This window comes from Arthrobacter sp. MOO21 (assembly GCF_057369995.2).
The window spans coordinates 3,996,311-4,009,143 of record NZ_CM170671.2 but is presented as its reverse complement, the minus strand read 5'-3'; the positions used below and the strand labels follow the sequence as shown (position 1 = coordinate 4,009,143).

Annotated in this window: 14 protein-coding genes; 8 read left to right on the top strand and 6 right to left on the bottom strand. The window is 68.6% G+C overall.

Annotated elements, in window-relative coordinates:
• The first annotated feature begins 69 nt into the window (after positions 1–69).
• The 4 genes from AC2JAJ_RS18660 to AC2JAJ_RS18645 are packed head-to-tail and all read left to right on the top strand — an operon-like array spanning position 70 to position 4,764.
• A complete protein-coding gene (locus AC2JAJ_RS18660) occupies positions 70–606 on the top strand; it encodes a hypothetical protein (protein ID WP_473697351.1) in 537 nt (178 codons plus the stop codon).
• A gap of 1 nt (position 607) precedes the next feature.
• Positions 608–2,779 carry a glycosyltransferase gene (locus AC2JAJ_RS18655; RefSeq protein ID WP_501053252.1) on the top strand — a complete coding sequence of 724 codons (2,172 nt, stop codon included), beginning with the start codon at positions 608–610 and terminating at the stop codon, positions 2,777–2,779.
• 46 nt (positions 2,780–2,825) lie between these two features.
• Positions 2,826–3,719 (top strand): SMP-30/gluconolactonase/LRE family protein, encoded by an 894-nt coding sequence (locus AC2JAJ_RS18650; RefSeq protein WP_501053251.1) that lies wholly within the window; start codon positions 2,826–2,828, stop codon positions 3,717–3,719.
• A gap of 13 nt (positions 3,720–3,732) precedes the next feature.
• The gene (locus AC2JAJ_RS18645; RefSeq protein ID WP_501053250.1) at positions 3,733–4,764 is read left to right on the top strand and encodes an aldo/keto reductase; all 1,032 of its coding nucleotides are present in this window, start codon (positions 3,733–3,735) and stop codon (positions 4,762–4,764) included.
• Positions 4,765–4,772: 8 nt separating this feature from the next.
• Here AC2JAJ_RS18645 and AC2JAJ_RS18640 read toward each other — a convergent pair whose 3' ends face one another.
• From AC2JAJ_RS18640 to AC2JAJ_RS18630, 3 genes are read right to left on the bottom strand one after another with little or no spacing between them, the layout of a single operon-like run.
• Positions 4,773–5,015: an NfeD C-terminal domain-containing protein gene (locus AC2JAJ_RS18640; protein WP_486414906.1), complete on the bottom strand. Its 243-nt coding sequence runs from the start codon at positions 5,013–5,015 to the stop codon at positions 4,773–4,775.
• 9 nt (positions 5,016–5,024) lie between these two features.
• A complete protein-coding gene (locus AC2JAJ_RS18635) occupies positions 5,025–6,458 on the bottom strand; it encodes a flotillin family protein (protein ID WP_486414907.1) in 1,434 nt (477 codons plus the stop codon).
• Between the two features lie 29 nt (positions 6,459–6,487).
• Positions 6,488–7,330: an SDR family NAD(P)-dependent oxidoreductase gene (locus AC2JAJ_RS18630; protein ID WP_501053249.1), complete on the bottom strand. Its 843-nt coding sequence runs from the start codon at positions 7,328–7,330 to the stop codon at positions 6,488–6,490.
• 228 nt (positions 7,331–7,558) lie between these two features.
• Between AC2JAJ_RS18630 and AC2JAJ_RS18625 the strand changes: the two genes are divergently transcribed.
• The 3 genes from AC2JAJ_RS18625 to AC2JAJ_RS18615 all read left to right on the top strand — a co-directional run bounded on the left by AC2JAJ_RS18625 (position 7,559) and on the right by AC2JAJ_RS18615 (position 9,686).
• Positions 7,559–8,206: a serine hydrolase gene (locus tag AC2JAJ_RS18625; protein ID WP_501053248.1), complete on the top strand. Its 648-nt coding sequence runs from the start codon at positions 7,559–7,561 to the stop codon at positions 8,204–8,206.
• Positions 8,199–8,729: a serine hydrolase gene (locus AC2JAJ_RS18620; protein WP_501053247.1), complete on the top strand. Its 531-nt coding sequence runs from the start codon at positions 8,199–8,201 to the stop codon at positions 8,727–8,729. The genes AC2JAJ_RS18625 and AC2JAJ_RS18620 overlap by 8 nt, the downstream gene beginning before the upstream one ends.
• 132 nt (positions 8,730–8,861) lie before the next feature.
• Complete coding sequence (locus tag AC2JAJ_RS18615) at positions 8,862–9,686, top strand: DUF1206 domain-containing protein (RefSeq protein ID WP_501053246.1); 825 nt, start codon at positions 8,862–8,864, stop codon at positions 9,684–9,686.
• Positions 9,687–9,747: 61 nt separating this feature from the next.
• Here the strand turns inward: AC2JAJ_RS18615 and AC2JAJ_RS18610 are convergent, their stop codons facing one another.
• Positions 9,748–10,512 (bottom strand): MBL fold metallo-hydrolase, encoded by a 765-nt coding sequence (locus tag AC2JAJ_RS18610; protein ID WP_486414912.1) that lies wholly within the window; start codon positions 10,510–10,512, stop codon positions 9,748–9,750.
• 171 nt (positions 10,513–10,683) lie between these two features.
• On the opposite strand from AC2JAJ_RS18610, the gene AC2JAJ_RS18605 reads away from it, so the two are divergent.
• Positions 10,684–11,415, top strand: coding sequence for an SGNH/GDSL hydrolase family protein (locus AC2JAJ_RS18605; protein ID WP_221385688.1), 732 nt, complete (start codon positions 10,684–10,686; stop codon positions 11,413–11,415).
• A 27-nt stretch (positions 11,416–11,442) separates the two neighbouring features.
• Here AC2JAJ_RS18605 and AC2JAJ_RS18600 read toward each other — a convergent pair whose 3' ends face one another.
• Positions 11,443–12,144, bottom strand: a complete 702-nt coding sequence (locus tag AC2JAJ_RS18600; protein WP_486414913.1) for an SCO1664 family protein — start codon at positions 12,142–12,144, stop codon at positions 11,443–11,445.
• A 28-nt stretch (positions 12,145–12,172) separates the two neighbouring features.
• Positions 12,173–12,802: an MSMEG_4193 family putative phosphomutase gene (locus tag AC2JAJ_RS18595; protein ID WP_486414914.1), complete on the bottom strand. Its 630-nt coding sequence runs from the start codon at positions 12,800–12,802 to the stop codon at positions 12,173–12,175.
• Positions 12,803–12,833 lie beyond the last annotated feature (31 nt).

The window sequence follows — 12,833 nt, the reverse complement described above, 5'->3', positions numbered from 1 at the left end:
GCACGCCCGTCAAGGGCAGCACGACCGGTTTTGTGCTAGCCGTTTTGGGCCCCCTAAGGTTGATGCTCGATGAAAGCCCCTGAGAAGACTTCCGACCAGCCGCGCCCCGTTCCCACGCGCGGACCCGTGTTTGTAGATGCCTCAGGCAGGCGCCTCAGGCGGGTCCAGCTGATCGGCCTGGGGGTTCTCGGGCTTGTGGCAGGCTACGTCGTCCTGGTGCTGGCCGCATTCATCGGCGGGTCCGGCGTCTCCGCACCTTTCCTGCCAGTACCTGCCGCGGCGCCTGCCCACGATCTTCCGACAGCTCCGCCGGTTTCACCCGAGGCCGACCCTCATCCTGCGGACCGACTCTCCGGGCCCGCCGTGCCGGCAGTCATCGAGTCGCCGGCGGCTGTTGCGGTGGCTGTTCCGGCCGCACCGCCGGTGGACAGCGCCGCCGCCGCGCCTCCTGTTCCTGCCGCCCCTGTTGCCGCTCCCGTTGCCACTGCCGTGCCCGCGGAACCCGGCATGAGCGGGACCGCACCCGGCTCGAGCGGGACCGCCCAGGGTGGCAAGGACACGGCCCCGGGCCAGACAACGCGCCCCTCGGTCCCCGGGCACCAGTAGCATGGGCCGCCGGAACACCAGAGCCGCCAAAAGCAACGTCCCCGCCAACGTCCGGGCGCACTGGCTTGTCCTCCTGGCCACCCTGATGGCGCTGGGCCTCGCCCTGGCGGTCCAGGGGTACCTCCACCACCTGGGCGGAGTCGGCAAGGACTCCGTGCCCGCGGACCCGTCTGCGGGCAGCGTTCCCCATGCCGTGTCCCACGGCGGCCCGGTGGTGGATTCGCGTGGCGGGACGGTACAGGCCGTCAGTCCGCCGGACCGGACGGTCGCCCTGACGTTCGACGACGGCCCCGACCCCGAGTGGACGCCCCGCATCCTCGACGTCCTTCGGGACCACCATGTCCACGCGACCTTCTTCGTCGTGGGGTCGGCGGCGGTGGACCACCCGGACCTGCTGCGCCGCATCGTGGCGGAGGGCCACGAAATCGGAGTCCACACGCTGACCCACACGGACCTCGGCCGGGCTCCCGAATGGCGCCGCGACCTTGAGGTGCAGGGCGGCCAGGACGCGATCGTCGGGGTCACCGGCCAGGGTGCCTCCCTGCTGCGTCCGCCCTATACATCCGGGAACGAGGCGCTCACCAACGGCATGTGGTCCGCGCTGCACGGAATTGCCGATGAGGGGTACCTCACCGTGCTGAGCAGCATGGACAGCAAGGACTGGCAGACGCCAGGTGTGGGGGCGATTGAGCGCAACCTCACGCCGTCCGGGCCGCAGGGACAGGTGGTCCTGATGCACGACGGCGGCGGTGACAGGGCGCAAACGGTCGCCGCGCTGGACACCGCCCTTTCGCGGTTCTCCGACCAGGGCTACCGCGTCACCACGGTCGGTGACGCCGTGGGCGTCGACAGCATGCGCCCCGCCTCCGGCATCGAACAGATCCGCGGCTCCGCATTCGTCTGGGGCATCCGCCTCAGCGATTTCGTCGTCACAGCCATCTCATGGGGCCTCGTTGCCGCCGGCGTTGTGACCTTCGTCCGCGCCATCCTGGTGATGTTCTTCGCCGCGCGCCACAGCCGCGCCGGACGGCGCCTCCCCGGGACCGGGCGGGCCCGGCGGAGGGCCGACGTGATGGTGGGGCCGGCGGTGACTGGGCCGGCGACGGTCATCGTCCCCGCCTACAACGAGTCTGCCGGCATTGAAGCCGCGGTCCGCTCCATCGTGGCCTCCTCGCACCCGGTCGAAGTCATCGTGGTCGACGACGGTTCCACCGACGGGACAGCGGACATCGTGGAGGCCCTCGGCCTGCCCGGCGTCACGGTCATCAGGAAGGAAAACGGCGGCAAGCCGTCCGCTTTGAACGCCGGGATACAGGCTGCCAGCCACGATCTGGTGGTGATGGTCGACGGCGACACCGTTTTCGAGCCCGACACGGTCCGCGCCCTGATCCAGCCCTTCGCCGACCCACGCGTGGGTGCCATTTCGGGGAATACGAAGGTGGCCAACCGGGGCGGCATCCTGGGCGCCTGGCAGCACATCGAATATGTGGTGGGCTTCAACCTGGACCGCCGGCTGTTCGACGTCGCCGAATGCATGCCCACCGTCCCCGGCGCCATCGGTGCCTTCCGCCTCGGCGCCCTCATCAAGGTGGGCGGCGTCAGCGACGACACGCTCGCCGAGGACACCGATCTGACCATGGCACTGTGCCGGGACGGTTGGCGCGTCGTCTACCAGGAGGACGCCCGGGCCTGGACGGAGGCTCCGGCGACCCTCGGCGCGCTGTGGCGCCAGCGGTACCGCTGGTGCTACGGCACCCTGCAGGCGATGTGGAAGCACCGGGGCGCGGTGGTGCAGGGCGGAGCGGCCGGCAAACTTGGCCGGCGCGGACTCGGCTACCTGCTTGTCCTGCAGGTGCTGCTTCCCCTCTTCGCGCCCGTCGTCGACGTCTTTGCCCTGTATGGCCTGATCTTCCTCGACCCGCCGCGGATTGCGGCGCTCTGGCTGGTCTTCCTGGCGGTGCAGTTGCTGATGGCTGCCTACGCGTTCCGGCTCGACAGGGAACGGTTCGGACCGCTCTGGACCCTTCCCCTGCAGCAGTTCGTCTACCGCCAGCTCATGTACCTGGTCGTCATCCAGGCCGTTGTTACGGCGGTGGCCGGCGTGCACCTGCGGTGGCACCGGATGGAAAGGTATGGCAGCCTGCGCGTCCCGCAGGCCCACAACCAGGCCTAGGGTAAGTTCGGACGCAGCGGCACGGCAACAAAGCAAAGGGGCTCCGATGGGTGACACGTTGACGGTCGGCGGCCTCGAGCGCCTCTACACGGGCTCCATCTGGGCGGAGGGCCCCGTATGGGTGCCTTCATCGCAGACCGTGCGGTGGAGCGACATCCCCAACAACCGCATCCTCGAGTTTGACCCGGCCACCGGGACAACGCAGGAATACGCCGGGGGAGTGGAGTACACCAATGGCCGGACGCTCGACGCCGACGGCAGCGTCGTGCAGTGCAGCCACGGCCGCCGCCGGGTAGAGCGTGACCGGGACGGCCGTGTGACGGCACTGGTTGACTCATTCCAGGGCCGCCGGCTGAACTCGCCCAACGACGTCGTCATTGCCAGCGACGGCAGCGTCTGGTTCACGGACCCGCCCTACGGAATTCTACCGGGCACCAGGGAAGGGCACGAGGGAGACCAGGAGTACGGCGGCTGCTATGTCTTCCGGTTCGAACCCGGGCCGGAGACGCTGACCGCCATGATCACGGACCTCGTGCATCCCAACGGGCTGGCCTTTTCGCCGGACGAATCGGTCCTCTACGTCGCGGACACGGCTGGCCCGGGCTACGGTGTGCCGCTGCGGATCCTTGCCTACGACGTGCGCGACGGGCAGTGCAGTCCGGCAGGAACCGGCGTCGAGCTGGAGGACGGGTGTGCTGCCGACGGCTTGCGCGTGGACGTCCAGGGAAGGATCTGGACCTCCGCCGGCCCGGCGGTCCGCATCTATACCCCCGCCTTCGAACTCCTGGACAGCATCGCGGTACCGGAGACGGTCTCCAACGTGTGCTTCGGCGGTCCCGACGGCCGGGACCTTTACATCACCGCCACCACCAGCCTGTACCGCATCCGCACCTCCACCCGGGACACGGCGTCCCGGAACCCTGCCCCCAACCACGACTGATCGCGAGGACCCCATGCAGCACCGAACCCTTGGCCGCAGCGGCACCATCGTTACCAGTTACGCACTGGGCACCATGACGTTTGGTGCGGAAGCCACGGAGGAGGCTTCCCACGCCATGCTGGACGCCTACTTTGCCGCCGGCGGAAACTTCGTCGACACCGCAGATGTCTACAGCTCCGGTGTCTCCGAAGAGATCATCGGCCGCTGGCTGGCCAAACGGCCCGGGCTGAGGGACGAGGCCGTCATCGCCACCAAGGGGCGTTTTCCCATGGGAACGGCACCGAACGACGTCGGGACCTCCCGGCGGCGTTTGACCCGCGCCCTGGATGATTCCCTCCGGCGCCTCGGAGTGGAACAGATCGACCTGTACCAGCTGCACGCCTGGGATCCGATCACGCCCCTGGAAGAGACCCTGCGCTTCCTGGACGACGCCGTGGGCCGCGGCAAGATCGCGTACTACGGCTTCTCCAACTTCCTGGGCTGGCAGCTGACCAAGGCCGTCCACACTGCACGCGCCCACGGCTGGAATCCGCCGGTCAGCCTGCAGCCCCAGTACAGCCTGCTGGTACGGGACATTGAATTCGAGATTGTCCCGGCGGCGCTGGACGCCGGAGTCGGCCTGCTGCCGTGGTCCCCGCTCGGTGGTGGCTGGCTGTCCGGCAAGTACAAGCGCGACAAGCGTCCTGCGGGGGCCACGCGCCTCGGTGAGAATCCCGAACGCGGCATGGAGGCGTGGAAGGCACGCAATGAAAACCCCAACACCTGGCGGGTCATCGAAGCGGTCGAGGACATTGCCGCTGCCCATGGTGTCAGCCAGACACAGATAGCGCTGGCCTGGCTGGCGGACAGGCCCGCCGTAACCTCCGTGATCCTGGGCGCCAGGACTGCCGAGCAGCTGGCGGACAACCTCGCTGCGGCCGAACTGCGGCTCAGCACCGACGAAATCCGCAGGCTGAGCCAGACCAGCCGGCCCCACACCGGGGTCTATCCCTACGGACCGATGGCGCAGGAGCAGCGCAGCCGCAAAATGGAGGGCGGCCGCTAGCAGCGCTTTCAGTCCCTGTGCCGCAGCACGTCCGGGAGGGCGTCGACGAAGACTGTTTGGGGCGGTTCGAAGTAGATCACCAGCACCTCCTCACCCACGGCGAAGCCGCTGGCCTTGTCGAACGGGTGGGCCTGGAAGGCCATGGTGCCGCCAAGGTAGGGCAGCATGACCTCCCCGATGGTGCCCGGACCGATGCGCCCGGTCACCCTCCCGATCCTGCCCGTCAGGCTCCGGTCCACCTCCCTGTGCATGCGGCGTTCCTAAGCCTCCGGAGACGCGGGCTGCCGTTTGGTTCCCCTGCCGTTCCTGAGAGCGGAAGCGATGGCGGGGAGGTAGTGCCCCGCCTGCGCCAGGATGCCGCCCAGCATCTTGTTGACGCCGTCGCCGCCGTTGAGGACGGTCATCTGGCCCACATGCGCGAACGGCTCGGCTGCCGCCGCGACGATGGCCGGCAGGTTTTCGGCCAGCTGCTGGGAAATGACGGCGTCCTGGTTCGTTCCCAACGCTTCCGCCCGTGCCTTGATGCCTTCCGCTTCGGCGAGCGCCTTGGCCTTGATCGCGGACGCCGCGGCATCACCCTTGGCCCTGGTGGCAGCGGCTTCGGCCTCACCGGTGACCTTGGTGGCTCCGGCGGTGGCGGCCGCGGCCGTGGCGTTCGCCTGCGCCTGCAGTTCCGTGCGGCGCGCGTTGGCCTGTGCCTCCAGCTCCGTCCGGCGGGCCAGTGCTTCAGCGGCGCTGATGTCCGCCGCCTTCTGACCTTCGGCTTCGGTGCGCTTGGCGTAGGCTTTCGCGTCCGCCGGTTTCCGGATGGTGGTCTGCAGCTTCTGCTCTTCCCGGTCCGCCTCAAGCTTGGCCACTTCGGTTTCCTGGACCACCACCTGCTGCCGGGCTGTCGCGTCGGCCAGCGGACCGGCCTGGGCCGCGTTGGCCCGGGCGCGCTCGGCGTTGGCCTGCGCCACGGACTGCCTGATTGCTGAGACGCTCTGTGCGTCAGCGATCAGGGCCGCCGCCTCCGCTTCCTTTTCCGCTGCCTCACGGTTACGGGTAGCCTCAGCGATCCGGGCCTCCATCTTCACCTGCGCAATGTGCGGCTTGGCGATGTTCTCGATGTACCCGGTGGGGTCCTGCAGATCCTTGATCTGCAGCGAATCCACCACGAGCCCCAGTTTTTCCATCTCCACGCCGCTGGCACTGCGGACCTGCGAGCCAAGCTTGTCCCGTTCGCGGATGATTTCCTCCACGGTCATGCTGCCGATGATGGAGCGGAGGTGCCCCTCAAAGACGTTGTACACCTGGCTTTGCATTTTGGGCTGCTGGCCCAGGAAGCGCCGGGCCGCATTGGCAATGAACGGCGGGGCGTCGCCGATCTTGTAGATGACCACACCTTCCACGATCACCTGGATGCCCTGCGAGGTGACGCAGGAGACTTTGAGCTCGGTTTCATTCAGGGTCAGCGACAACGCCCGCACCGTCTGGAGGCCGGGAAGGACAAGGGCACCCTTGCCCGTGACGATCTTGAAATCCATGCCTGCACGCGTTTCAAGGGTTCCACGTGTGAGGCCGGAAATGATGAGCGCCTCGTTGGGTTCGGCCACCTTCCACATCAGCCTCGTTGCCATCCAGATGAAGCCGATGGCAACGACGACTCCCACGATGACGGCAAGCAGCGGGAAGAATGCTGAGAAGTCAGGCATGGCCGGGTCCTTTCGGGGGCTCTCTTGCGTTAGGGGTTCGGATCCAGGACCTTGACGTCCAGTGGCATGCGGTTTGCACGGCGAAGGTGTCCGGTGAGGATATTGCGGAGTCCGTGGGTGACCAGCCTCCGTGCGGTCAGGAAGCGGAATTCGGCGGCGTCGGAAGTCACCAGGCGCACCACGGGGCGGGCGACCTCCTCCGGCGACTGTCCCCACAGCCCTACGACGGCCTGCAGGGCACCCAACCGGTGCCCGTAGCCGGCCTGGGCCGTGACGTGTCCGAGCAGGTCGGTTTCCACCAGGCCAGGGTTCATCCCGTGGACACGGACTCCGGATCCCCTGGTTTCCAGCCGCAGCGTCCGGGTGAACTGGCGCACCCAGCACTTGGACGAGGCGTAGGCGTTCTGCAGCGCCACGGGACCCCGGTCACCCTGCCCGTAGATGTTGACCAGGTCGCCGTGGCCCTGGCCGAGGAACACCGGCAAGGCCGTCCTCGACCCATGGAACGTGCCCAGGATGTTCGTGCGGACCACACGCGTGAAGTCCTCGACCGGCGTGGACGCTGTGGGCCCGTACACACCGGGCGTTCCAGCGTTGTTGATCCAGATGTCAAGGGTTCCGTGGCTGAGGGCCTCATCCCGCAGCGCCTCCACGTCGCTGAATTCGCCGGTGTCGCAGCGGCGCCCGGCCGCCGCGATCCCTTCGGCCTGCAGGCGTTCGACGGCGGCTGCCACCGCCGGGGCGGACCTGGCGGCGAGCACCACCACCGCGCCCTGCCGGCCCAGTTCCCGGGCCATGGCGTATCCCAGGCCGCGCGTGGAACCGGTCACCACCGCCACCCGTCCGCGAAGGAGGGCTCCTTGGGGAAGCATGTTTCTGTCATACGCGCCGCCTTCCGGGAGGGCAAGGGCACAGAGTCCTGCCTGTTGCTTCAGGCAAGCGTGCCGGCGGTGGGGGTGGCGGCGGCAAGCCGGAGGTGCCGGGCCGGCGCTAAAATATGGCTGGGGGGGACGACGGTGGTGCCGCCACGATGCCTGGCCGGGCCCGGCGCCGCATACGGCCAGGTTCCTTGCCACCCCATCCATTAACCGGCGGCCCGCATGGGTTCGAAGAAACGTATCTGGCAGCGGGCGGCCCTTGCCGCCGCCCTCGCCGCCTCCGGCTGCACCTACACGGACGACACCATCCCGCAGCCTGCAGAACCGGCAGCCCTGGAACCCCTGGTGCAGCAAGTCCAGCTGTTCATGGATCAAGGCGCCGTGTCCGCCGTCGTCCAGGTCCGCTGGCCCGGCGGGGAATGGTCCCGGGCGTTCGGGGTGCGGGACCTTGACTCGCTGGCCCCTGCCCAGCCCACGGACCGGGTGCAGATTGCCAGCGTCACCACGTCGATGACCGCCGTCGCGGTACTCAAGCTTGTCGACGACCACCTGATTGGCCTCGACGATCCGGTCAACGGCGTTATTCCCGGATTCAGTACCCTCCTGCAGCCGCCCGGTCCGATCACAGTGCGGCAACTGCTCAGCCACACCTCCGGCCTGCCGGAAGTCAACGATGCACTGCCGCGCGAAGCCGGCGTCCGCGGCGAACTCTCCCGGACGCCCACCATGGAGGAAGGGCTCCGGGCCGCGGGGAGCCTGCCCTGGCCCGCCTTCAACGTTGGATTGTTCCACTACTCGAACACGCTTCCTCGCCCTCGGCCTGTTGGTGCAAGCCCTGCGGCACAAGCCGTTTCCGCAGGCCATGCGTGATGAGGTGTTCGCTCCGCTGGGGCTGAAGAACACCAGCCTTGACCGCGTGGATGTTCGGGCGCCCGACCTGCTGCACGGCTACGTCACGCTGCGCGGCGAACGCATAGACACCACCGACAACACCTTCGCGGCAGGGTCCCCGGCCTCCGGGGCGGTGTCCACGGTGGCGGACATGAACCTCTTCATGGTCGGCCTCCTGCAGGGCCGGGCCGTGTCGGCGTCGTCCATGCGCGAGATGAAGACCAGCCCCGGGTTCGGGCCGTACGGCCTGGGGCTGTGGCGTTTCGCGGACTCGTGCTCGGCGGCCAGCCGCCAGGAAGGCCTGGGGTCCCTCCGGGACTTCCAGACGGTGGTGGTCAGCAGTGACGACGGACGCTACCAGGCGGCGATGACAGTCACTGCGCCGCCCATGCCCAGCGAGGTCGAGGACCCGTCGACGGCGGACAGGCGCGACCTCCTCAACGGCCAGATCGAGTCGACGCTCAATGAGGCCCTGGACCGGCTCTGCGAACCCGCGCAGTAAGGAAAAGCCCCGAGGCCATGGCACTGTCGGGATGGCCCGCACGGATCTACACTGAAGCCATTCCGAGGCGACCATGGGCACGGGAAGCTCACCGGGGAACAGAACATCCGCAGCAACCGGGAAGGGCCGGCCATGGGCAACGCGTCGCAGGGAGCCAACCGGGCGGTATCCGAGGCGGCGTCGGCAGGCCGCAGCCCCGCAGTACGGGTCCTGGCCCGTGCCGGATTCGTCTTTATCGGCCTGGTCCACATCCTGGTCGGTGCCATCGCACTGCAGATCGACAGGGGACAGGGCGGCGAAGCGGACCAGTCGGGTGCCATCGGGACCCTGGCGTCCAAGCCGGGTGGCGGCCTGCTGCTGTGGGCCGGGGCAGCCGCGTGCGCGGCGCTCGCCTTGTGGATGGTCAGCGAGGCCGTCTTCGGGGCCCGTTCCGGGACGGAGACCCGGAAAAAATGGAGGAAGGCGGCGTCCGCTTCCGGCAAGGCCGTCATCTTTGCCTTCCTGGCATACACGTTTGCGGTTTTCGCTGCCGGCGGAAGCAAGAATTCGAGCCAGTCGGCCAGTGACTTCACGGCCAGACTGATGGGCGTGCCTGCAGGGACCGTGCTGCTCGTCGTGATCGGGCTCGCCATCATCGGCGCGGGCGCGTACTACGCCTACCGGGGCGTCAGCCGTAAGTTCCTGAAGGACCTGCAGGTCGCAGGCACGGCCCGCACGGTTGTCCAGTGGCTCGGGACCATTGGCTATGCCGCCAAGGGCGTTGTGCTCGCCGTCGTCGGTGTCCTGATCATCGTCGCCGCCGCCACCGCAGACCCGTCCAGATCCTCGGGCCTGGACGGCGGCCTGAAGACCCTCGGAGCCCAGCCATACGGCGTCTTCCTCCTCGCCGCCATCGCCGCAGGGCTGGTCTGCTACGGCGTGTACTCGATGGCGCGGGCGCGCTACGGCAAGTTCTGACCGTCCTGGACGCCTGGCCGTCCTGCCTGCTCCGGCATGAACAGCCCGGAAAGGGCGCAGGCTAGGTCCGGGCCGCCGCGACCGCGGCGGTCAGGGCAGTGCGGAGCGCCGGGCCATGGCCCGGCAGGATGACCTCCGCTTCCGTGCCGGCAAGGCTGTCCAGTGCGGCCAGCGCCCCCGCGGGATCGGAATGGTACATCGGGTGGAGCATCTGCGGTCCCGTGGTCCGGCTGAGCGGGTGGCCGGAGACGAATGAGTCCCCGACCGCGATGGCGCCGGCACTGGGGAGGAGGATTGCCGCGTTGCCCGGAGTGTGTCCCGGCAACAGGACCGCTTCCGGGCTGCCGGGCAGGTCACGAAGCCTTGCGGCATCCCATGCCTCGGCCCGGGGAACGGGTTTGGCTGCCAGGGCGCCGGCCCGGATGGCGTGCACCATCCAGCGGAAGACGCGCGGCCGCCAGGCCCGGGCCAACACCTGCCCGAGGGTGACCTGGTGTTTCTCGCTGCCCCGGACATGCGCCACTTCTTCCGGCGCACACAGGACAGGGGTGCCGAACGACTCCGAGAAGTATGCGGCAGAACCGGTGTGGTCCACGTGCCCGTGCGTAAGCAGCAGCGCCCGAGCGTCCGCCGGCTCCAGGCCCAGGTGACGGAGGCAAGCGAGGACATGCCCGCGGTCGCCGGGGTACCCGCTGTCAATGATGATGAAGCCAGTCCCGTCCCGGACCACTATCCAGTTGGAGGCGGGCCCCACGGCAAAGTAGACGCCGGGAGCCTGCTCACTGAGTCCGGCCGCGGGGTTCCATTCGGTTTTCTGGCGCTGCACGGGCTAAATACTAGCCGCCGCCAACCTGTGGAGTTGCTGTGCATACTGTCGCAAACGGGCCGCAAGGCCTAAAGTGTCTCTCCTGTTGCCTACCATGGAACACTGACACAGTAACGAGTCGGCGGCCCGGCGCTGGGGGCGCCCGCGGATTCCAGGCAGGAGGGCGTCGGCATGCACCCCATTCTGCCGGACCGTGCGCACCGCGGCCGGATGATCAAGGCCGCAACGGCCGCCCTGCTGCTCGTGGCGGCCACATCGGCGCTCGCGGGGAGACCCCAGCCTGTCGATCCCGCCGTGCACCCCACACGGGTGGTCGTGGTCGGTGACTCCCTGAGCACAGGGCATGGAACATCGCCGGAAGACGCATGGCCTGCGCTGATGCGCAAGGACCCGCTGGGCGCGGGATTCGAACTGTTCAATGCCGCCGAAAACGGCAGCGGCTACCTGAGCCCCGGCGACTACGACGGCACCTTCGGCACCCAGGTGGAAGACTTTGTCACTCCGGACACCGGGGTGGTGGTGTTCTTCGGCTCGGAAAACGACCTCGGCTACGCCGCCCCTGACATTGGTGATGCCGCCCTGGCCGCGGTCACCCGCGCGGAGGAACTCGCACCGGCCGCGAAGATCATCGTGGTGGGCCCGCCGTCGTACACCGCCACCCCCGATCCTGCGCTCGTGGACATCAGCACCGCGCTCAAATCAGCTGCCCGTGAGGCGGGCGGGGAGTTCGTTGACCCCATCGAAGAGGGCTGGATCAGCGACGACTTTGACGACCTGATCGGCCCGGACGGGGATCACCCCACGGTGGCCGGGCAGCATTACCTGCTGGAGCACATCGGCGCCCGCATCGACCAGGCCTCGCCCGCGGCGGCGGGGATGCAAGGGCACTCCCAGCCGCAGTAGGCCCGTTGCGGGGACCGGCCGGACACCTCAGACCAGGGGCCACGGATAACGCATCCCCGTGTGGTCGGTGGGCAGCACCCCTTCCAGCATGATGCGCCGGACCCGGCGCTGGAGGGCTGCGACTTCCGCCCCGTCAAGCAGCGCAGCCACCTCGTCCGGCACGGCCGTTGCCAGCGGCCCGATGTCCGCCAACCGCGCATCCGGAATCGGGTCACCGGCAAAGTCCCAGATGACGGTACGCAGCTTGAACACGGCAGAGAAGCACAGGCCGTGGTCGATGCCCCATACGTGCCCATCCGTGCCGCGCAGGACGTGCCCGCTTTTCCGGTCCGTATTGTTGGCTACGTAGTCGAACAGGGCGATCTGTGCGAGCGCGTGGTGGGTTTCCGGGGAATTGGCATGCAGGGTGAAGTAATGCTCCCGCAGGTCGCCCTCAATGAACCATTGCAGCGATCCCACTCCCAGCGGTGCATCGGCGCGGACCACTGTTGGCGGCACGATTCCCCACCCCAGTGCCTCGCTGAGCAGGTAGGCGGCCCGTTCCCTGCGGTACAGGCCGGGGTTGAAATCGGCGAGCGGGCGCTCGCCGGCTTCCGGCTTGTACACGGCCCACGCGGAGTCGTCCCCGCACGTCAGTTCGGCGAGGAACGTCGCGTTGCTGCCGGCCGGGATGCGCCCCAGCAGCCCGACGCGGCCTTCGGTGAGGAGGGTCAGCTCCCGGCCGGACACCGTGCGCCCCGCGCCAGTCCCTTGACAGTCACTGCGCCCTCAGACCGCTGAGGGGCTCCGACGTCGAATTCACCGTAAGCACTGCCGGCGCCTTTCCGTCCGCATAGGAGATGGCGGAGACCGACGCCGGGCTGATCACCAGCCGCTGGAAGAGGTCCAGGTGGGTGCCCAGGGCGTGGGCCACGGCGGCCTTGATCGGGTCGGCGTGCGAGAAACAGACGACGACGCGTCCCGGGTGGGCGGCGCGCAAAGCTTCCAGCGTGCCCACCATCCGGGCCTGCATCCCGGCGAAGCCCTCGCCGTTCGGGAAGCGGAAAGCCGAGGGATGGTGCTGGACCGTCTGCCACTCCGGCAGGCCTGCCAGGGCGGTGAGCGCCGAGCCAGTCCAGTCGCCGAAGTCGCATTCCAGCAGCCCGGCCTCCTCCCGCACTTCCTGTCCGCTGCGCAGCGCGGTCGGCTCCGCCGTCTCACGCGCCCGCTCCAGGGGAGAGGAGTAGACGGCGTCAAGAGCAAGGCCGGTGAGGCGCTCCGCGACGTCCTCCGCCTGGGCGCGCCCGCGCCCGGAAAGATGCAGCCCGGGCGCACGCCCCGGCAGCACGGTGCCTGTGGTGGGTGTTTCCCCGTGGCGAACCAAAAGGATCAATGTGCTCTCGGTCATTGGGTCTAAGCGTAGCCGCGAGGGGGCCCCG

Coding starts and splice junctions, on each gene's coding strand:
- AC2JAJ_RS18605 (WP_221385688.1), top strand. CDS start 10,684: ATGCACCCCATTCTGCCGGACCGTGCGCACCGCGGCCGGATGATCAAG.
- AC2JAJ_RS18595 (WP_486414914.1), bottom strand. CDS start 12,802: ATGACCGAGAGCACATTGATCCTTTTGGTTCGCCACGGGGAAACACCC.
- AC2JAJ_RS18650 (WP_501053251.1), top strand. CDS start 2,826: ATGGGTGACACGTTGACGGTCGGCGGCCTCGAGCGCCTCTACACGGGC.
- AC2JAJ_RS18620 (WP_501053247.1), top strand. CDS start 8,199: ATGCGTGATGAGGTGTTCGCTCCGCTGGGGCTGAAGAACACCAGCCTT.
- AC2JAJ_RS18630 (WP_501053249.1), bottom strand. CDS start 7,330: ATGCTTCCCCAAGGAGCCCTCCTTCGCGGACGGGTGGCGGTGGTGACC.
- AC2JAJ_RS18615 (WP_501053246.1), top strand. CDS start 8,862: ATGGGCAACGCGTCGCAGGGAGCCAACCGGGCGGTATCCGAGGCGGCG.
- AC2JAJ_RS18645 (WP_501053250.1), top strand. CDS start 3,733: ATGCAGCACCGAACCCTTGGCCGCAGCGGCACCATCGTTACCAGTTAC.
- AC2JAJ_RS18660 (WP_473697351.1), top strand. CDS start 70: ATGAAAGCCCCTGAGAAGACTTCCGACCAGCCGCGCCCCGTTCCCACG.
- AC2JAJ_RS18625 (WP_501053248.1), top strand. CDS start 7,559: ATGGGTTCGAAGAAACGTATCTGGCAGCGGGCGGCCCTTGCCGCCGCC.
- AC2JAJ_RS18635 (WP_486414907.1), bottom strand. CDS start 6,458: ATGCCTGACTTCTCAGCATTCTTCCCGCTGCTTGCCGTCATCGTGGGA.
- AC2JAJ_RS18655 (WP_501053252.1), top strand. CDS start 608: ATGGGCCGCCGGAACACCAGAGCCGCCAAAAGCAACGTCCCCGCCAAC.
- AC2JAJ_RS18640 (WP_486414906.1), bottom strand. CDS start 5,015: ATGCACAGGGAGGTGGACCGGAGCCTGACGGGCAGGATCGGGAGGGTG.